Below are 18,224 nucleotides of genomic sequence, written 5' to 3'. Positions count from 1 at the left end.
AGTCGGTTTTATCTGGAAAGGCTCTAAAGGTGCCATAAGTCGTAGTAAAAGCTGAATGGATTAAATCAGATGGGAAACAGATTTATATAAGTATTACTTATCGTTTTAACTGTTTTTACTTTGTCAGATTAAATAACGATAGGCTATTATTGTAAAGTTGTTGAGCGATTTCTTCTGGAGATTCGTGGCGAAGCTCACAAAATGAACGAAAAACCCACTCAAGACGCTCTGGCCGATTGGGCTCGCCCTGGAAACCTGAAACAGGCATATCTGGCGCATCAGTTTCAAACAATAATGATGTGAGTGGTAATTGCGACATCACATAGCGAGTTTTATTAGCGCGCTCATAGGTTATCGTTCCCCCTACACCAATATAATAACCAAGTTTAACAAAAGCTTGAGCTTGGGATAAGCTCCCCGAAAAACCATGTACCACACCGCGAGCAGGCACATCAATACGGCGCAATATCGCTGCTAGTGGGTCATGCGTTTTGCGGGAATGCAAAATGACAGGTAAATCAAACTGCTTTGCCAGCTTAAGTTGCGCAATTAACAATTGCTGTTGGCGCTCAAACTGCGGGTTTGGCATGTATAGATCGAGTCCAATTTCCCCTACTGCCACGCAGTTTTTATTTTTCTGCTGAAGGTAATCCACTAATACATCAAAATGTGCATCTTGATACTGACTGATATACAGAGGATGAAACCCCATCGCTGCATGCAATTGTGGGTATTGCTGCGCCAATTGCCATACACGAGCGAAGTTATCTAAACTCACCGTAGGAATAACAATCTGTTCTACGCCACTTTGTTGTGCAAGGTGCAAGCTTTCGCTAAGCGCATCACTAAAAGGCGGAAAATCAAAATGGCAGTGTGTATCAATAAATTGTGGTTTATCCATTACGATTTTCATTCACTGGCAATATAATTGAAGGTGCCTCGACAAGCTCTGGCACTAAGTCTTCAGGCACTGATGCATTTTGCTCTGAAGGTTCGATATCAATCTCAAGGGGATTGAGTTCCATCTTCCGCGCCAAAGTGCGACTGAAGCTGTTTTGACTCTGATTAAACCCTGCACCAAGAGCAGCAATGAAATAACGCCCACAACGTCGCCCTGTATGATAGTCTTCATTTAAGGAAGAGACTTTACTCCCCAACGCACTACTTTTTAGCGGAACAGGTGGGTAAATTTCGAAAACTTGCACATCTTTAGGCGGATTTTCAATAAATTCTTGCGTCTTACGATAGCTTTTCAGATGCACTTTCAACATCGCCGCCATGCGCTGTAATCCGTTATTCTCACCTTCCAACCAGCGCGTCATTCTTTTCACCCATTCAGGGGTGAAATACATTTGGGATGGCACAGTACGGATCACCACAATTGTTTCAGCCCCGCGTCGGTAGGCTTCTTCAACAGGGATTGCCGCACTAATCCCACCATCGTGGTATAACGTGCCATCAAATTCAACGCCTTCGCGGTAGAACCCAGGGATTGCACTCGATGCACGAATAATATCCAGCCAAGTATCTGCATTGGGTTGTAAAAACTCAGCAGAAAAATCATCACTACGGCTAGCCCCCATATAAAATTCACGGCCTGAATCCAAGAGATCCAGACCCGCTTCTATTCTCAAAGGGAACTCTTTTGCTGTGGTTTCTATCAACCAATCGAGGTCAATGAGGTGACCCCCACGGATAAAACGTAGTGGATTAAAAAACGCAGAATTGGTGGTATAACGGGTGATCACACGGCGAGCGTAGCCTGCTTGCCCGCAAATATAAGCAGACAAATTTTGCGCCCCTGCGGAGGTACCAATCATTAAATCAAATGGATTAAAGTCAGAAATCAGAAACTCGTCCAGTACACCTGCAGTAAAAATCCCTCGCTGCCCGCCACCTTCACAAATCAATGCGGTTTTTCCTGAGTTGATATTATCTAAAAATGCGAGAGGCTCAATAGTGCCTAAAGTGACTGAAACGTGTTTTCCCATAATACACCTGAATGAATTGAATAGCGTTCATGACTCAAAAACAGAATGAGCTTCCCTTTGAAAGCTCATTCTATCGGCATTGTACAATAAACATTCATCAATTCGGGCTATTGAGACATTTATTTACAGATTAGTTAGCAAGCACTAATCCATTTTGCACAGATTTCACGCCATTAACGCGGGAAGCGACCTGCGTAATTTTATCGATTTGGTCAGCTGATTTCACAAAACCCGAGAGATAGACTACACCGTTAACAGTTTTGACGGATACACTATTGCTGGAAATTCCCTTGGTGCCCAGTAATTTTCCTTTCACATCTGCAGTAATTGCCGAATCATCAATGTATTCGCCCGTATTTTTTGCGCCGCTAGAAATAGCATTCCCCGTATCTTTACCTGCCATTTCAACGGTTTTGGCCGCACTGTCCCACGTTTCAGAAGCTTGTTTTTTCAGCGCGCCGTCTGATGATGAGCTGCATGCAGTGAGTGCAAAGCTCAATCCAATAGCAGTAAAACTACTTAATAGCATTGCCTTTTTCATAGGAACCTTCCTTTCACTGTGGTAAACGAGTTAACGTTACTAGCCTAAGTAAAAAAACAGAAAAAATAAAGTGGTTCAAGGGTAAAGACAGAATATTCTTGATGAAATAGTTTTAAAGATAGGAAAAGGCTCTCTAAAAGAGCATCAGGAAGAGATAACCCGCTACTTCATGATGAAATAGCGGGTTAAAAACAAGACTAGTGCTCGCGTGTTTTACGGAACCGAACGTCTGGGTAACGTTCGCTGGTCAGGTTGAGGTTCACCATCGTTGGTGCGATATACGATAAGTTATCACCGCCATCAAGGGCTAAGTTTTGCTCATTTTTGCGCTTAAATTCTTCGAATTTCTTCGCATCATCGCACTCAACCCAACGTGCCGTTGAAACGTTAACAGCTTCGTAAATCGCTTCAACGTTGTATTCACTTTTCAGGCGCGAAACGACCACGTCAAACTGTAGTACCCCTACCGCACCGACGATTAAATCGTTATTGGTTAATGGACGGAACACCTGCACCGCACCTTCTTCAGATAACTGAACCAGCCCTTTCAGCAGCTGTTTTTGCTTCAGTGGATCACGTAAACGAATGCGACGGAACAGCTCTGGTGCAAAGTTCGGGATACCCGTGAATTTGAGTTCTTCACCTTGGGTGAACGTATCACCAATTTGAATCGTCCCGTGGTTATGCAAACCAATGATATCCCCAGCGTAGGCATTTTCGACCTGAGAACGATCCCCTGCCATAAAGGTTAATGCATCGGAAATTACCACGTCTTTTTTGATTCGCACTTGGCGTAACTTCATTCCTTTTTCGTAGGTGCCTGAAACAATACGCATAAACGCAACGCGGTCACGGTGTTTCGGGTCCATATTAGCTTGGATTTTAAAGACGAAGCCCGTGAATTTTTCTTCTGTGGCTTCAACTTCACGCACGTCAGTTTGGCGGGCTTGTGGTGCTGGCGCCCACTCGACCAAGCCGTCTAACATGTGGTCAACACCAAAGTTACCTAATGCGGTACCGAAGAAAACAGGGGTCAATTCCCCTTCTAAAAACGCATCATGGTCAAATTCGTGGGAAGCGCCTTGAACTAGCTCTAACTCATCACGCAATTGTGCAGCCAATTCATCACCCACCGCCGCATCTAAATCAGGGTTATTTAACCCTTTGATGATACGAACTTCTTGAATTGTATGACCTTGACCTGTTTGGTAAAGAATCGTCTCATCACGCAGTAAATGATAAACCCCCTTGAATAACTTACCGCAACCAATAGGCCAAGTGATTGGACAACAAGCAATTTTCAGCTCATTTTCCACTTCATCCAGTAGTTCCATTGGATCACGAATATCACGGTCGAGTTTATTCATGAAAGTCAGAATTGGCGTGTCACGCAGACGGGTAACTTCCATCAGTTTACGAGTACGATCCTCAACCCCTTTACCAGAGTCAATAACCATTAAGCAGCAGTCAACAGCAGTTAACGTACGATAGGTATCTTCAGAGAAGTCTTCGTGCCCTGGGGTATCCAGTAAGTTAACTAAGCAATCATTGTACGGAAACTGCATCACAGATGTGGTAATCGAAATACCACGCTGTTTTTCCATTTCCATCCAGTCGGATTTTGCATGCTGATTGGAGCCACGGCCTTTTACTGTACCTGCACGTTGAATAGCGTGCCCGAACAGCAATACTTTTTCTGTAATCGTGGTTTTACCCGCATCGGGGTGAGAGATGATAGCAAACGTTCTACGCGTGCTAACTTCCTGTAGAAAATTCTGATCTGTCATTTAACCGTTCTTTTCGTCTGAATACAGATTTATAGCGGCACGCGTCTTAGCTTAATGTAGCATTTAGCGGTGCAAATCCGTCTTGTTAAACATAATTGGCGGATATTTTCGCAGATCTTGGGGGTATTAACAATCAAAGCATCGAGGTATGACAAAAACAATACCCCGATGAGACATAAAAATGACTTAAATAACGAACGGATTACGACAAAATCAATTGAGTGATTTCATCGCCTAACGCCTGAGTACTTGCATTACCGCCCATATCAGGGGTTAAGTGACGGCGCTCTTTGATCGCCGTTTCCACCGCAACCATAATGCTATCGTGCATTTCAGGGCAACCTAAGTGTTGCATCATCATCGCTGCCGCCCAAATCGTCCCTATTGGATTAGCAATATTTAACCCTGCAATGTCAGGGGCTGAGCCATGGACTGGCTCAAACATCGATGGGAAGTCTTTTTCTGGGTTGATATTGGCAGACGGTGCAATCGCAATGGTCCCTGTACAAGCAGGGCCTAAATCAGACAAAATATCCCCAAATAAATTTGACCCAACAATCACATCGTAAAACTCTGGCATACGCACTAAGTTTGCCGCAAAAATATCAATGTGAAATTGATCGACTTTAATCTCTGGGTAGTGTTTTGCCATTTCTGCCACGCGGCTATCCCAATACGGCATGGAGTGGAATAATCCGTTAGATTTAGTGGCTGAACTCAGGTGTTTTTTCTCACGAGTTTGTGCTAATTCAAACGCATATTTTAAAATGCGGTCAGTGCCTTTGCGGGTAAAAATACTTTGTTGCAGCACCATTTCATCTTCAGTGCCTTCATATTGAATACCACCAATAGCAGAGTATTCTCCTTCTACGTTTTCACGCACCACATAAAAATCAATATCCCCTGGTTTTTTATCCGCCAGTGGGCATTTGATCCCATCAAATAAGCGAACTGGGCGCAGGTTAACATACTGGTTAAATGCACGGCGAATAGGCAACAATAAGCCCCATAACGAAATATGGTCTGGTACACCAGGGAAACCTACAGCACCAAGAAAAATCGCATCAAACTTTTTCAGTTGTTCTAAACCGTCTTCTGGCATCATACGCCCAGTGCGGTGATAGGTTTCACATGACCAATCAAATTGTGTAAAGTTAAGTTTTACATTGTGTTTGCTTGCTGCGGCTTGTAAAACTTTTAACCCCTCGGGGATCACTTCCGTACCAATACCATCGCCAGGAATAACCGCTATGTTGAATTGTGACATGGTGAAAACCTCTGATAAATGAATTAGGTGTGTTTTTCTCCAGTTTAGGGATTGCTGTGATAAAGTATAGACATGAACTGTAATCCTTAGGTTTACAAACTATGAACAAGCTCCCTGCGTTAGAGGACATTCGCGTTTTTGTCACTGTCGCCCACTTAATGAGTTTTTCTCAAGCGGCAGCACAGCTATTGGTTTCACCTGCCTATATTTCTAAACGAATCAAACTGTTGGAAGAAAATCTTGGGCAAACGCTATTTTTTCGAAGTGCACGCTCAATTAAGCTCACGCATGAAGGGCAAATTATTCTACGCAGCAGCGAATTGATGTTAGCGGAACTTGAACATATGCAAGAAACGCTCAATGCTTGCCGTGAAGAAATCCGTGGTACACTGCGGATCAGTTGTAGCACAGGGTTTGGCAGCACTCATATCAATCCGTTTATCCTATCATTACGCGCTCAGTACCCTTTATTAGCTATCGACCTCACGTTAACAGATAAATCTGTCGATATTATTAATGAAAACATTGATGTGGATATTTGTATCGGAGGCACTATCTCCGATCAGTTTATTGCACGGCGTATCGCTGCCAATCAACGCATACTCTGTGCCGCACCTCGCTATTTAGAAAAAAATGGCTATCCAGTATATCCACAAGAACTTGAACAAAAACATTCTTGTATTGCGATTAAAGAACGCAATCAAGCCCCCGCGGTGTGGAAATTAGCCCACAACCAAGAAAGTATGACCGTTAGCCCAAACAGTCAACTCACCGTGAATAATGGTGAGGTTGCAAAGCAATGGTGTTTAAGTGGGGAAGGCATCCTACTGCGATCATTGTGGAGCGTCTTGCCAGAATTAGAATCTGGACAGTTAGTGCGTGTTCTCCCAGAATGGTACCAAACCGCAGATGTTTATGCCGTTTATTCGAGAAGTATTCGAACAAGTGCTAATCTTAGAGTTTTCATTGAAAATCTCGAACAGTACCTTGCGACCCATTTGCAAAATGGATTTATGGCAACACCTTCAGTAAAGGTTGATAGCAATTGATGACAGAAACTGAGACATTCAAAGAACGTTTATTAAAATTACTCAAACAAAAGAAAATGAGCCAACTTAAGGCGGCACAAGCCCTTGGCGTCTCCCGAACCGCCGTCAATAAGTGGACAAAAGGTGGTATGATCGACGAAGACAACCTTGATAAATTGGCAACGTTACTGGATGTCGATAAAATTTGGTTAAAATACGGCGAATATACGAACAACCAAATCACGGTCACCAATGCAGGGGTGATGCGTAACATCAACGAAGTGCACCTGCAAGAATCTGCCGATATCGTAACGTGGGAGTGGGATTTGCTCACAGGGGAATTGAACTACTCAGATAATGTCGAAGCCGTTTATGGCATTAAAATTACGACTAATGAAGATTTTTGGGCATTGATGGCGCCTGAGTCCAAAGAGAAGCTGGTGAATGGTTACTCAAAAATCATTCGTGAAGGCGGTGCCCATGAGATGGATTTTAAAATTAACTGGGAAGGCGAGTACCGTTGGATCACTTCTCGCGCCACAGGGGTTAAAGGGCCAAATGGCAAAGTCACTAAATTGGTTGGGATCAGCCTTGATAATACCGAACGCAAGAATAGCGAATTACGCCTACGAAAAATTAAGTGCTATTTTGATGTTTTACTCTCCCACTTCAATTACTTAGTCGCTTTCACTGACAAAGCTGGTGAAATTCTTGCCAGTAACTTAAGTAGCCAATCCACTGAAATTGACTACCTCGAACTGCAACGTTTATTGTACCAACTCATCATTAATCACAAAACATGGCTAGAAGAAGTGTGCCAAACAGGCCGTGGACAAATTGTGTTCCAAGATAAACAAATTACTGCCTATCAACATTTTAATGATGAAAACCAACCCTTTTTGATGTTTGAACTCAAACCAATTTGATACTCCCCCCACAAACAACGGTGGGGGAATGCATTTATAAATCAAGTACTAAACGCTTACTTCTTGCCCTAGATACGCACAACATCATGGTTTTTTGCTCTGCTTTCTCATCGTCATCTAAATAGTGGTCACGATGATCAGCTTCGCCTTCAAGGATCGCGGTTTCGCAGGTTCCGCAAACCCCATTACGACATAAACACTCCACATTGATGCGCTTATCCGCTTCAATAGCCTGTAAAATAGACATATCTTTGCCAACTTCTAAGCTAAAGCCTGAACGTTGAAAGTAAACTTCGAAAGAATCCCCTTCACTGGCGACTTCACCAAAGTTTTCAAAATGTACCTGTGATCCCCCTAAGTATTGGTTACCTTTTTCAATCACCTCATTAATTAATGATTGAGGGCCGCACACGTACACATGGCTAGACGAAGGTTGGGACTGAATCAATTGCTCGACAGACATCCTCTGCCCTTGGCTGCCATCATAAAGGTGCAAACGTGAGCCAATACGCTCTTGTAAATGCTCGACAAACGCAGCGGTTTTCACATCGCGAAAGCAATAATGTAACTCAAAGTCCATACCGCCTTGCTCTAATTCATACAAATAAGACAAAAACGGTGTGATACCGATCCCCCCAGCAATTAGCAAGTGCTTACACTGGTTATCCTGTTCAAGGGAAAAGAAATTTTGAGCAGGTGAAAGATGAATACAATCTCCAACAGACAGCTGCTCATGCATAAATGCCGATCCACCTTTCGAGTTTTCATCACGCAAAACGGAAATACAGTAACTGCCTCTATGTTTTGGGTCGCTAATCAGCGAATAAGCGCGCTGTAAGCCCGTTTGCTCCCCCATATGTACAGTGACATGACTGCCTGCACTAAAAGGCAAGAAATTTCCCTCTTGGGCAACAAATTCAAACATTTTAACGGTTGAACTCACTTGTTCGATTCGGCTGACATTCACTGCAATTTTTTCTTGGCTCATCACCGCGTCCCTCTTATTCGCCGACATCTAAGCACAGGTATTTGATATTTAAGTAATCTTCAATACCATATCGAGACCCTTCTTTACCTAGCCCTGATTGTTTAACCCCACCAAATGGTGCCACTTCATTAGAAATCAACCCTGTATTGATCCCCACCATGCCACTTTGCAGTTTTTCAGCGACGCGATAAACACGGTTCACATTACGGGAGAAGAAGTAAGCCGCGAGTCCATAAATGGTATTATTTGCTCGCGTAATAACTTCATTTTCATCAGTAAAGCGGATCAACGTTGCGATAGGTCCAAAGATTTCCTCGTGCACAATGTCCATCGAATCATCAACATCCACCAGCACTTTTGGATTGAAAAAATGACCTTGCTCTTTGATTTCATTTCCCAATACCAACTGTTTTGCACCTTTTGCCAATGCGTCTTGCAATAGTGCATTCATGCCTTCAATAGCCCGCGAGGTAATCATTGGTCCAATATCTGTACCAACATCCACCCCGTTCCCAACTTTCAACTTGGCGACTTCTGCAACAAACTTGGTCTTAAATTCGTCGAAAATAGCATCATGAAGGTAGAAGCGGTTGACGCAAACACAGGTTTGGCCACCATTACGGAATTTCGCTTGAACTGCACTGCTCACCGCTTTATCAATGTCCGCATCCTCGAACACAATAAACGGTGCATTACCGCCAAGCTCTAACGACGTTTTCTTGATGGTTGATGCACATTGTTCTGATAGCACACGACCGACTTGTGTTGAACCTGTAAATGAAAACTTGCTGATAAGCTCATGTTTTGTCAGCTTTTCCCCTAAAACTCGAGAATCCCCAGTGATGACGTTAAATATCCCTGCTGGAATACCGGCTTCATCCGCCAGCTGCGCTAATGCGAGAGCAGTAAAAGGTGTTTCTGTTGCAGGCTTAATAATGATGCTACAACCCGCGGCCAAAGCGGGGGCGGCTTTTCGCGTGATCATCGCCGCTGGGAAATTCCACGGCGTGATAGCGCTACAGACACCAATCGGCTGTTTTATCGTTGAAATACGGTTGCTACCAACAGTTTGGGGGATGGTTTCCCCATACACACGCTTACCTTCTTCCGCAAACCACTCAATAAAAGAAGCTGCATAGCGAATTTCTCCTTTAGCTTCGTGCAGCGGCTTACCTTGTTCGAGGGTCATGATCAGGCCAAGATCATCAACATTGGCTTCGATCAACTCGAACCAACGGCGTAAAATGATCGAACGTGCTTTCGCGGTCAATTGTTTCCAACTTTCCATTGCACCGTAAGCCTGTTCAATAGCGTCATCTACTTGTGCTGCCGTTAGGCTGGGAATAGTCCCCAGCACAGATTGGTCAGCAGGATTAGTCACAGAAATTTTTTTATCTGAATCAACCCATTGCCCATTAATATAACAAGACTGACGAAAAAGCGTCGGGTGAGTGACTGTCTGCATATGTGACGGCTCCTTTCATTATTCTTCGGTATGTGCACCAGCAACAATTTTGTGGAAATGCGCCACACCGTGCTCACTGATCCCACTGCGTTGTCTGTCGGCCATAATGCGTCCTTGACCACGGTAGCCCCGCGATCTCAGCCCTTTTTGAACACTTTCAACTAAGCGCAAATCTTCTGGGCGGAACACGGTGCGATACCATTCCACTAAGTTTTTCTGGTACTCAGTCAATTCTTCATTAAGGAAATAAATATCATAGTGTTGCAAGGTCTCCCCAGCGTTCACAGGGAACTCATAGATAACCGTCATGAAGTCTCCTCCTGGCGGCATATTGAACATGGTGCTTGGCCAAATCCAAAAACCAAAGAAGCGCGGGTCTAAAACAGATTCATCAAACTGATAAGAAGATTCAGACGGTTTTGCTTTACCAATTTGTACCGTCCAATTATCCAGAAGTTGGTGCTCGTAAACATTCACATCCACAGAACTGGCGAAACTGACGTGGTTGGTAGGGCAGTGATAGCATTCAATATAGTTATCAACAATGGTCTTCCAGTTAGCTGGCGTATGACTAACAAAACGTGCTGCCAATTTTAAATCGCTAATCACCGCACAAGCTTCTTGCATTTTTTCAGCGAGGCCAGGTAATTGCTCTTCGATCGGTTGCGGCTCACCCACGGTCATATTCACATAAATAAACCCTGCATGTTCAATCACATGAAAGCTGCTAAGTGACATCGCATCAGACTCAAAGTTATTCACATTTTCACAGTTTGTCGCATGCGCTAACTGACCATCGAGTTTGAAAGCCCACGCATGGTAAGGGCAAGTAATTACATTTTTAACTTTACCGCTATCACCGCTAATTAATTGGTGACCACGATGTGGGCACACATTATAAAAACCACGTAAAACATCATCACGACCACGCACAATCACTAAGCTTTCACCGATCAATTCACGGGTGATATAGGAATTTTTTTCTTTAACTTCACTAACGTGGGCAACACAAACCCATGAGTTAGCAAAGATTTTTTCTTTTTCATATTCAAAAATATCATTAGATGTGTAATAACGCGCAGGGATTGTCCATGCGTTATCAATATCAAGGTGATCATTAATCGAAATAACTTTAGCTGCATTGCTCATAATTGCCCTCACTCATGTAAACTTATAGTTAACATCTTTTTTATGGATGTTAACAAAGATCGCATAAATGATCAAACAAAATATTGCGCGATATTCAAACAATATTTTATTTCATAATTAAATCATTCGGTTAAATGATATTAAATTAAACCAACTGTTAATAATTGGTTAATTACTTGTTGACTACACAATCTTTGCATGGCTATTCTCTGTAAACCCAAAGTAACCACAATTAGCTGTACCCTTAAAAAATAAACAGGCATTCCCTGCAAGCCAACTCTCATAAAAGACAAAAAATAAGTGAGCAACTGGAGAAGAGGTATGATGAATCATAAGAAATCCGTATTTTACGTGTCGTTAGCCATTAGCTTGGCTATCATCAGTGTGGGCGCATTTATCCCCGACAAACTGGAAGCATTTTCACATTCTGCTCTGAGCTTTATCTATAACAACCTAGGTTGGTTCATTCTGGGCTCTGTTTTTATCTTTTTTAGTTTCTGTATGTTCCTTGGTTTTTCTAAATTTGGTCATATTCGTCTTGGCGATGACAGCGATAAACCCGAATACAGTACGGTGACATGGATTGCCATGCTATTCAGCGCATCTATTGGTATCAGCTTGATGTTCTGGGGAGTTGCAGAACCTGTTTCCTACTACATCAGTCCACCCATTGGCCAAGGCTCAACTGAGCAATCCGCAAAATCAGCGATGCAGTATGTTTACCTTCATTGGGGCGTTTCCGCATGGGCCTGTTACGCACTGGTCGGTGTCGCTTTAGGGTATTTTCAATTTAGAAAAAAGCTACCTTCATCAATTAGTTCCGTTTTCTATCCCTTAATTGGCGATCGAATTTATGGTTCTGTCGGTAAGCTAATTAATGTGTTAGTGATGCTTTCCGTTGTGATTGGCATCGCCACATCATTGGGGTTTGGTACACTGCAAGTTAACAGTGGCATGAACTACTTATGGGGGCTTCCAATTAGCATTTACGTGCAAATTGGGTTAATTGCAGTTATCACTGTTGTTTATATCGCATCAACCATCTCTGGATTACAAGGGGCGATTAAACACCTATCGAACCTGAATATCATCCTCGCATTAGCATTGATGGCATTTATCTTTATCTCTGGTCCAACTCAAACCATCTTAAAAGTGTTGTTCCAAGGTATTGGCGATTACGTACAAAACTTTGTCAGTATGTCATTTCGTACTGAGCCTTATAATGACGGTACTTGGATTGCTAACTGGACACTGTTTTACTTCGGCTGGTGGATTGCTTGGGCACCATTAGTCGGTAGCTTTGTCGCGCGTATTTCGAAAGGGCGAACCATTAAAGAATTTATGATTGGTGCAGTATTTATTCCAGTATTAAGTGCCTTTGCATGGTTTGCCGTAATGGGCGGATCGGCTATTCATTTAATTCAAAACTTAGGGCAAACAGCGCTCGCGGATGCAGTGAAAACCGATGTGACATCAGCGTTATTTAAATTCTTAGATTATTTCCCTGCATCTACTTTCATTAGTGTACTTGCCATTGCATTGGTGTTGATCTTCTTTATTACTTCAGCAAACTCGGCGGTGTTTGTTTTGGGCATGGTCAGTGAAAATGGTAATCCTAACCCGTCCCACATCACCAAAACAATTTGGGGTGTTGTGATTGCCGCGATTGCGGTTGTACTCATCATGACGGGCGGGTTATCAGGATTACAATCAGCGCTAGTTGCTATGGCAGTCCCTCTTTCCATGATGATGCTGTTAATGTGTTATTCCACTTATAAAGGGCTGAACGAAGAAGTGAATGCACAGGTCGCAGTCCAAAGACAGACAAAAGAAGATCTCTCAATGGCCAATGAACCTGTATTACCCGAAAAATAGTTAAAAAATGAATTTATAGTCGCTCAACAATAAAAACCCCAGAACATTTGGCATGTGCTGGGGTTTTTTACTCGCTTTCAGGAGCAGCTATTGGGAGCCAAACAGTGTGAGCGCTAAGACTAATGCGTCTTCTCGGCCTTTTTTAGCAGGGTAATAGTCTTTTCGTACAGTGACTTCATGAAAACCGAGTTTTTCATACAAATGCAATGCAGAAGCATTTGATTCTCGGACTTCTAACCAAAGCGTCATAATGCCTTTATTCATCAGCTCACTAATCAACTGTTCTAGCAATAAACGCCCATATCCCTTGCCTTGGTAATCAGGGTGAATAGCGATATTAAATAACGTTGCCTCATCCAGAACACATTGCGTTATCGCATAACCAACAATCTGATTATTAATAGAAATTTTTAGGTTATGATACTTTTCCCCTTGATTCCCATAAAAAACTCGCTCAGTCCATGGAAAATCATGGCTTAACTTCTCAATTAAGAAGGCAGTAGCAAGATCAGATTGCTTTAGTGTTGAAATTTTCATCATATTGATAAATTTGTTTCCATAGTGCCTGTTTGGCGCTGATACTCGTCATAAGCTCAGACAAAACAGGTGAAAAGTACGTCATTTTTGAACCTTCTGGATGGGTTTCCCCCCCGAGAACCCAACAAGGAATTGTTATTGGTGTTGGGATTAAATTCAGCTGCTCAGAATTAATGCAAACCACATCATCTTGTGCAATTCGCATTGAAAGAAAAATATCTTTTAACAGCTGGCTATTTAAATCAAGGTTCTCATCAGTAATAATAATAAGCTTAGTCGACGCTGGGATCCTGACACCACGTTCACCACGTAACACAGCTGGATTTCTCACCATCCATTGAGTGATCCCCATTTGTTCTAAAAGCCTGTCACGTCGTGTCATTTATTTTTCCAGTCGCTATTTTACAACCCCATCTTATCAAAGGGGATTAATAGCGCCAACAGAGCAATGCGATTTCTCGCATTTCTGGTATGGTGTTAGCAGTTTTTATCATTTTAGGAGATTGACAGAATATGTCATTACTGACACCGGCCAGTGAAGTTATCCAGCGCCATCTTGAGCATTTTACGGATCGTCATGTCATTTTGGCTGGTGACATTCAGGATGAATTGGCTGCCACTCTCGAAGCAGCAAGTGTTCGCGTCGTAACAAATCAATACCATCGTTGGAAAAACCTGCAGCCTTTGATGGGCGAAATGGTTTTATTTTCATCAACCACACCCGCTGAATTTATTCAGCCTTGCGATACATTGATTTACTTCTGGCAAAAAAATAAACAAGAAGCTTGCTTCCAACTGGACGATCTGTGCACCCATCTTGCTGCGGGTAGTCAAATTTTTATTGTTGGCGAAAACCGCAGTGGCGTCAAAAGCGCAGAATCCATCATGGAAGGTATCGCGACCTTACAAAAAATCGACTCGGCCCGCCGTTGTGGCTTGTATTATGGTGAATTAGAGCAACCAACCACCTTTGATATTGCACGCTGGTGGCGTCACTATGATCTTGATACGGTTAGAATTAATGCACTACCTGGCGTGTTTAGTCATAATGAGTTAGATATCGGCAGTGATTTACTGCTTTCAACATTAACAGAGCCAATGAAAGGCGATGTTCTCGACCTCGCTTGTGGTAATGGTGTTCTTGCAACCGTCATTGGAACGCAAAACCCTGATGTTAAGCTGACGTTAAGCGATGTTAGCGCCTCCGCATTAGACTCTGCAGCCTCAACACTTGAAGCGAACAAACTCACGGGAGTCGTCATTGCAAGTGATGCCTATTCAGATATTCACGACAAATTCGATTGGATTATCTCTAACCCACCTTTCCATGATGGGCTAAACACCAGCTACAGTGCCGTTGAAAACATGATTTACCAAGCCCCTAAATTCCTGAAAAAAGGCGGTCACTTGCGCATTGTTGCCAATGCATTTTTACCTTACCCAGACTTATTAGATAAAGCCTTTGGTAGCCATGAAGTGCTAGCAAAAACAGGTAAATTCAAGGTATACCAAGCCACGAAACGCTAGTTAATGACCCTATTATCGTGCAATTTAGCGGTCAGCCTCATAGGCTGGCCGTTTTTTAATCAAAAAAAAATAGATGATTAAAAAAATATTGACGTCCGCTAAAATTAGCCTAAAATCCGCTGCGTATTATCGTTGTAAGAAAAGTTAGATTTGGCATTGCGAGGGTGGCGGAATTGGTAGACGCGCTAGCTTCAGGTGTTAGTGTCCTATGGACGTGGGGGTTCAAGTCCCCCCTTTCGCACCACTAACTTTAGATAAACACAGTAGTTCAGCATTGACGAAACAGTATTGCGAGGGTGGCGGAATTGGTAGACGCGCTAGCTTCAGGTGTTAGTGTCCTTCGGACGTGGGGGTTCAAGTCCCCCCTTTCGCACCACTGGTCAGTGAATGTTATTTCCCCAGCAGCCTTGCGCGCATTTTTCTGAAATCCTCCCAGATTGCATTCAGCTCAATTAACACTTTCGCAAATCAAACTACCTTTGCAACACAAAAGCCATCAAAAAGCACAGTAATGAAACTACAGCTGGAATAATCAATAAACGGCGAGAGCCGCGATTAAATAACATCCCCGCCGTTGCGATCATCATAATGATCATCACCACTCTTAGGTTATCAAAACCCATATTGCTGAGGACATAAGCAATGCTTAGCAATACCACGGCAAAGACACCCCATAGGCCAGCGCCTATACGCCGTAAACCTGCGGTTTTTGATATGCTAGTTGGCATAGTGACCTCAATAATCTTAAATGATAATGATTATCAATCATATCTAATTTTTAGTAAATTTCAATCGTTTTTCTGCGAAAACACCCCTAAATTAACACGATTTTTACAAAATAGATAACTTAAGAAAACCAATAAACAAAATGAATATCTTCTGGTTCTAGGGCAAACAACTCTGGGTCTGGTGTTTCAATCAAACCACATCCCATGTATTGGTAAAAATGCACCGTATTTTCAGATGGCGTTGCAGAGATATACAGCCCTTTCGCCCCTTTTTGAGTCGCAATGTCTACACATTGTTGGAATAACATTCCCGCAATCCCCTTGCCCCGATATGCATGGCTCACGTGTAAAAAGGATAACTGTAGTAAATTCTTTTGCTCCCCTCGCCAAATATTATCCACGCTTGCAGCCGCAATGATTTTTCCTTGTTCGAAGACACCCAGAAAAATAGCGCCTTGGTCATAACTGTCTAATAAATGTGGGGTATAAGCCTCAGGCTCGCCTTCAGGCCAGCCTTTCATATCAAAGCGCTGCTTCGAAAGCACCAGTTTGCCCTCTTGGTGTAAATAAAGGTGTTCAATTAATTCAGTGCGATCGATTGACCAAACAGAAGGGATTTCATTTCGTTGTAATTCGCGGATTTCTCTCATGATCTTATTCTCATTATCAGCGCCAATATAAACGCTCTTTATTGTTATCAGGTGAATTTGTTTTCCAAGATAACCGATAAAAAAATAAGTTCAACCATTTCAATAAGCTATTAAGGCAAGGTTGAAATAAAAGCAAGATATTCAAAAGAGATGGGAACATAAAATAAAAAATTCCCCACAACATCCATATTGCGGAGAATTTACACTACAGGGTTGGTTTATTGCTTCAATCCCATTGCATCACGCATGGTAAAGAACAAATCGGTTTGGTCAGTCAGACCCATCACATTCGCAGCGTGTGGACCATAAGCCGCAACACGCAGCTGAGCACCAGTATGCTCTTGTGAATCATCTTCCTCAGAGTTACCGTAATTCACCACCATCACAGAGCCATCTTTGGTAATCAACGCTTGAGTTAACCCCGTTGATTTCGTGCCTTCTGGAATAATTTGGCTTGAATGTGAATGGTCAGCAGTCACAATAACTAATGTATCACCATGTTTTTTCGCGAAATCTAAGCCCACTTGAACCGCTTGGTCAAGAGCAACCGTTTCACCAATTTGGCCGCATGGGTTGGCTTTATGATCTTGTTTATCGATAGATGCACTTTCAACTTGTAAGAAGAAACCATTTGGGTTGACTTCTAACAGGTCAATAGCCTTTTGCGTCATTTGCGCTAGCGTTGGTGCGTTTGGATCTAATTTTGGATTCGGCTTACACTCCAGCGGAGCATTGTTGATGTTGCCATAGTGCACCGCCTTTGGCCCTTCCCACGCGACTGTCATGTTGCCATCGTGGAATAGTCCAAGTAGAGGTTTGTCTTGGTTTGCCAGTTTTATATCGTTCAGCGACTTCGCATCACGCACAATAGTATAACCGCGCTCAATCGCTTGTTGCTCAAGCGTCTTACCTTTATAGTCACCCGCTTTCGCTTCTTGTTTAAAGCTCTTCGCACCACCGCCCAACGTCACATCCGCACGGGTTACCAATAACTGTTCAGAAATCGAACCACGACCACCATTTTCAAGGGCATTCGTTCCACATTTTTCTGAAGTTTCTTCTGGGCCGTAACATTTACGTGCCGTCACGTGGGAGAATTGCGCCGCTGGCGTTGCATCTTGGATCTCAGAGGTCGTCACGTTACCTGTCGCTTTACCGTTACGTTTAGCGATTTCAATTAATGTTTCGTGGTCTTTACCAAAGACGTCTACCCCTAAAGCCCCATTGTAGGTTTTCACCCCAGAAGACCATGCTGTAGCGGATGCCGCTGAATCTGTGACGTAATCAGGCTTTTGCGTCTTTTTATCTAGCGCATAATGCGTATATTGCCCTGTAATTGGCAATGCATCGATACCTTTAAAGAATCCAGAAGCCCCTTCTGCATAGTTACGTGCAACGGTGATTTCTGAATCACCCATGCCATCACCAATAAATAAAATCACGTTTTTTGCTTTGCCATTATGTAATGCGGCTTTCATGATATCCGTTTGCTCGGTCGCTAAGCGACGTGCACCACCAAACTTGGTGATATCACCTTGCGCTGCGCGGTTTTCTGAAACTGCATCATTTTTATCCGCTGCATAAGCTGGAAGGGTGCTACCTAACATTAATGTGCTGACTGTGACAGCTAAAAGGGATTTCATAAAATTACCAGTCATAACTGTTTTCCTTGCCAATCAATAATGAAAAAAGAGGAAGTATGCTTCAAATAATGACAGGCATGCTAAAGTAACCAGATGACAGTTGAATGACGCTTTTATGGCGA

At 42.9% G+C, this 18,224-nt stretch carries 17 protein-coding genes and 2 tRNA genes; 6 read left to right on the top strand and 13 right to left on the bottom strand.

Features of this window, described 5'->3' with window-relative positions; all coding sequences use genetic code 11:
- Positions 1–115 precede the first annotated feature (115 nt).
- The 5 genes from PSF27_RS18495 to PSF27_RS18475 form a co-directional block, all read right to left on the bottom strand.
- A complete protein-coding gene (locus PSF27_RS18495; RefSeq protein WP_272682004.1) occupies positions 116–901 on the bottom strand; it encodes a TatD family hydrolase in 786 nt (261 codons plus the stop codon).
- Complete coding sequence (locus tag PSF27_RS18490) at positions 894–1,991, bottom strand: patatin-like phospholipase family protein (protein WP_272682003.1); 1,098 nt, start codon at positions 1,989–1,991, stop codon at positions 894–896. Before PSF27_RS18490 ends, PSF27_RS18495 begins: the two co-directional genes overlap by 8 nt.
- A 130-nt stretch (positions 1,992–2,121) precedes the next feature.
- Positions 2,122–2,532 carry a BON domain-containing protein gene (locus PSF27_RS18485; protein WP_206084486.1) on the bottom strand — a complete coding sequence of 137 codons (411 nt, stop codon included), beginning with the start codon at positions 2,530–2,532 and terminating at the stop codon, positions 2,122–2,124.
- A gap of 197 nt (positions 2,533–2,729) precedes the next feature.
- A complete protein-coding gene (gene prfC / locus PSF27_RS18480) occupies positions 2,730–4,319 on the bottom strand; it encodes a peptide chain release factor 3 (RefSeq protein WP_206084485.1) in 1,590 nt (529 codons plus the stop codon).
- 202 nt (positions 4,320–4,521) lie between these two features.
- On the bottom strand, positions 4,522–5,586 hold the full coding sequence (locus tag PSF27_RS18475) for a tartrate dehydrogenase (protein WP_272682002.1): 1,065 nt from the start codon (positions 5,584–5,586) through the stop codon (positions 4,522–4,524).
- Between the two features lie 101 nt (positions 5,587–5,687).
- Here PSF27_RS18475 and PSF27_RS18470 point away from each other — a divergent pair, with 101 nt between their 5' ends.
- Together PSF27_RS18470 and PSF27_RS18465 are read left to right on the top strand one after the other, a co-directional pair.
- Positions 5,688–6,635 (top strand): LysR substrate-binding domain-containing protein, encoded by a 948-nt coding sequence (locus tag PSF27_RS18470; RefSeq protein ID WP_272682001.1) that lies wholly within the window; start codon positions 5,688–5,690, stop codon positions 6,633–6,635.
- The gene (locus PSF27_RS18465; protein ID WP_206084785.1) at positions 6,635–7,540 is read left to right on the top strand and encodes a helix-turn-helix domain-containing protein; all 906 of its coding nucleotides are present in this window, start codon (positions 6,635–6,637) and stop codon (positions 7,538–7,540) included. The genes PSF27_RS18470 and PSF27_RS18465 overlap by 1 nt, the downstream gene beginning before the upstream one ends.
- 34 nt (positions 7,541–7,574) lie before the next feature.
- Here the strand turns inward: PSF27_RS18465 and PSF27_RS18460 are convergent, their stop codons facing one another.
- From PSF27_RS18460 to PSF27_RS18450, 3 genes are read right to left on the bottom strand one after another with little or no spacing between them, the layout of a single operon-like run.
- Positions 7,575–8,528, bottom strand: coding sequence for a PDR/VanB family oxidoreductase (locus tag PSF27_RS18460; protein ID WP_272682000.1), 954 nt, complete (start codon positions 8,526–8,528; stop codon positions 7,575–7,577).
- Positions 8,529–8,541: 13 nt separating this feature from the next.
- Positions 8,542–9,993, bottom strand: coding sequence for an NAD-dependent succinate-semialdehyde dehydrogenase (locus tag PSF27_RS18455; RefSeq protein ID WP_272681999.1), 1,452 nt, complete (start codon positions 9,991–9,993; stop codon positions 8,542–8,544).
- Between the two features lie 18 nt (positions 9,994–10,011).
- Positions 10,012–11,142 carry an aromatic ring-hydroxylating oxygenase subunit alpha gene (locus PSF27_RS18450; RefSeq protein ID WP_206084480.1) on the bottom strand — a complete coding sequence of 377 codons (1,131 nt, stop codon included), beginning with the start codon at positions 11,140–11,142 and terminating at the stop codon, positions 10,012–10,014.
- Between the two features lie 321 nt (positions 11,143–11,463).
- On the opposite strand from PSF27_RS18450, the gene PSF27_RS18445 reads away from it, so the two are divergent.
- Positions 11,464–13,017: a BCCT family transporter gene (locus PSF27_RS18445; RefSeq protein ID WP_206084479.1), complete on the top strand. Its 1,554-nt coding sequence runs from the start codon at positions 11,464–11,466 to the stop codon at positions 13,015–13,017.
- Between the two features lie 87 nt (positions 13,018–13,104).
- Here PSF27_RS18445 and rimI read toward each other — a convergent pair whose 3' ends face one another.
- Both rimI and PSF27_RS18435 read right to left on the bottom strand, forming a co-directional pair.
- Positions 13,105–13,557, bottom strand: a complete 453-nt coding sequence (gene rimI, locus PSF27_RS18440; protein ID WP_206084478.1) for a ribosomal protein S18-alanine N-acetyltransferase — start codon at positions 13,555–13,557, stop codon at positions 13,105–13,107.
- Positions 13,526–13,936, bottom strand: a complete 411-nt coding sequence (locus tag PSF27_RS18435; RefSeq protein WP_206084477.1) for a DNA polymerase III subunit psi — start codon at positions 13,934–13,936, stop codon at positions 13,526–13,528. The genes rimI and PSF27_RS18435 overlap by 32 nt, the downstream gene beginning before the upstream one ends.
- Positions 13,937–14,067: 131 nt before the next feature.
- Between PSF27_RS18435 and rsmC the strand changes: the two genes are divergently transcribed.
- The 3 genes from rsmC to PSF27_RS18420 all read left to right on the top strand — a co-directional run bounded on the left by rsmC (position 14,068) and on the right by PSF27_RS18420 (position 15,457).
- On the top strand, positions 14,068–15,081 hold the full coding sequence (gene rsmC, locus PSF27_RS18430) for a 16S rRNA (guanine(1207)-N(2))-methyltransferase RsmC (RefSeq protein ID WP_272538954.1): 1,014 nt from the start codon (positions 14,068–14,070) through the stop codon (positions 15,079–15,081).
- Positions 15,082–15,239: 158 nt separating this feature from the next.
- A tRNA-Leu gene (locus PSF27_RS18425) sits at positions 15,240–15,325 on the top strand.
- Positions 15,326–15,371: 46 nt separating this feature from the next.
- Positions 15,372–15,457: transfer RNA gene (locus PSF27_RS18420), tRNA-Leu, on the top strand.
- Positions 15,458–15,554: 97 nt separating this feature from the next.
- Here the strand turns inward: PSF27_RS18420 and PSF27_RS18415 are convergent.
- From PSF27_RS18415 to phoA, 3 genes are all read right to left on the bottom strand, one after another.
- Complete coding sequence (locus PSF27_RS18415; RefSeq protein ID WP_272681998.1) at positions 15,555–15,809, bottom strand: DUF1435 family protein; 255 nt, start codon at positions 15,807–15,809, stop codon at positions 15,555–15,557.
- Between the two features lie 119 nt (positions 15,810–15,928).
- Entirely contained in the window at positions 15,929–16,459 is a 531-nt protein-coding gene (locus PSF27_RS18410) for a GNAT family N-acetyltransferase (protein WP_272681997.1), read from the bottom strand.
- 218 nt (positions 16,460–16,677) lie between these two features.
- Complete coding sequence (gene phoA, locus PSF27_RS18405; RefSeq protein WP_206084473.1) at positions 16,678–18,117, bottom strand: alkaline phosphatase; 1,440 nt, start codon at positions 18,115–18,117, stop codon at positions 16,678–16,680.
- Positions 18,118–18,224: the final 107 nt, after the last annotated feature.

This window comes from Providencia sp. PROV129 (assembly GCF_028482245.1).
Classification (GTDB): Bacteria; Pseudomonadota; Gammaproteobacteria; order Enterobacterales; family Enterobacteriaceae; genus Providencia; species Providencia vermicola.
Note: the sequence above shows the minus strand (reverse complement) of the source record. Positions and strands in the feature narration are given on the sequence as shown.

Coding starts and splice junctions, on each gene's coding strand:
- PSF27_RS18410 (WP_272681997.1), bottom strand. CDS start 16,459: ATGAGAGAAATCCGCGAATTACAACGAAATGAAATCCCTTCTGTTTGG.
- rsmC (WP_272538954.1), top strand. CDS start 14,068: ATGTCATTACTGACACCGGCCAGTGAAGTTATCCAGCGCCATCTTGAG.
- PSF27_RS18490 (WP_272682003.1), bottom strand. CDS start 1,991: ATGGGAAAACACGTTTCAGTCACTTTAGGCACTATTGAGCCTCTCGCA.
- PSF27_RS18460 (WP_272682000.1), bottom strand. CDS start 8,528: ATGAGCCAAGAAAAAATTGCAGTGAATGTCAGCCGAATCGAACAAGTG.
- PSF27_RS18415 (WP_272681998.1), bottom strand. CDS start 15,809: ATGCCAACTAGCATATCAAAAACCGCAGGTTTACGGCGTATAGGCGCT.
- PSF27_RS18450 (WP_206084480.1), bottom strand. CDS start 11,142: ATGAGCAATGCAGCTAAAGTTATTTCGATTAATGATCACCTTGATATT.
- PSF27_RS18475 (WP_272682002.1), bottom strand. CDS start 5,586: ATGTCACAATTCAACATAGCGGTTATTCCTGGCGATGGTATTGGTACG.
- phoA (WP_206084473.1), bottom strand. CDS start 18,117: ATGACTGGTAATTTTATGAAATCCCTTTTAGCTGTCACAGTCAGCACA.
- PSF27_RS18470 (WP_272682001.1), top strand. CDS start 5,688: ATGAACAAGCTCCCTGCGTTAGAGGACATTCGCGTTTTTGTCACTGTC.
- rimI (WP_206084478.1), bottom strand. CDS start 13,557: ATGATGAAAATTTCAACACTAAAGCAATCTGATCTTGCTACTGCCTTC.
- PSF27_RS18485 (WP_206084486.1), bottom strand. CDS start 2,532: ATGAAAAAGGCAATGCTATTAAGTAGTTTTACTGCTATTGGATTGAGC.
- prfC (WP_206084485.1), bottom strand. CDS start 4,319: ATGACAGATCAGAATTTTCTACAGGAAGTTAGCACGCGTAGAACGTTT.
- PSF27_RS18495 (WP_272682004.1), bottom strand. CDS start 901: ATGGATAAACCACAATTTATTGATACACACTGCCATTTTGATTTTCCG.
- PSF27_RS18465 (WP_206084785.1), top strand. CDS start 6,635: ATGACAGAAACTGAGACATTCAAAGAACGTTTATTAAAATTACTCAAA.
- PSF27_RS18445 (WP_206084479.1), top strand. CDS start 11,464: ATGATGAATCATAAGAAATCCGTATTTTACGTGTCGTTAGCCATTAGC.
- PSF27_RS18435 (WP_206084477.1), bottom strand. CDS start 13,936: ATGACACGACGTGACAGGCTTTTAGAACAAATGGGGATCACTCAATGG.
- PSF27_RS18455 (WP_272681999.1), bottom strand. CDS start 9,993: ATGCAGACAGTCACTCACCCGACGCTTTTTCGTCAGTCTTGTTATATT.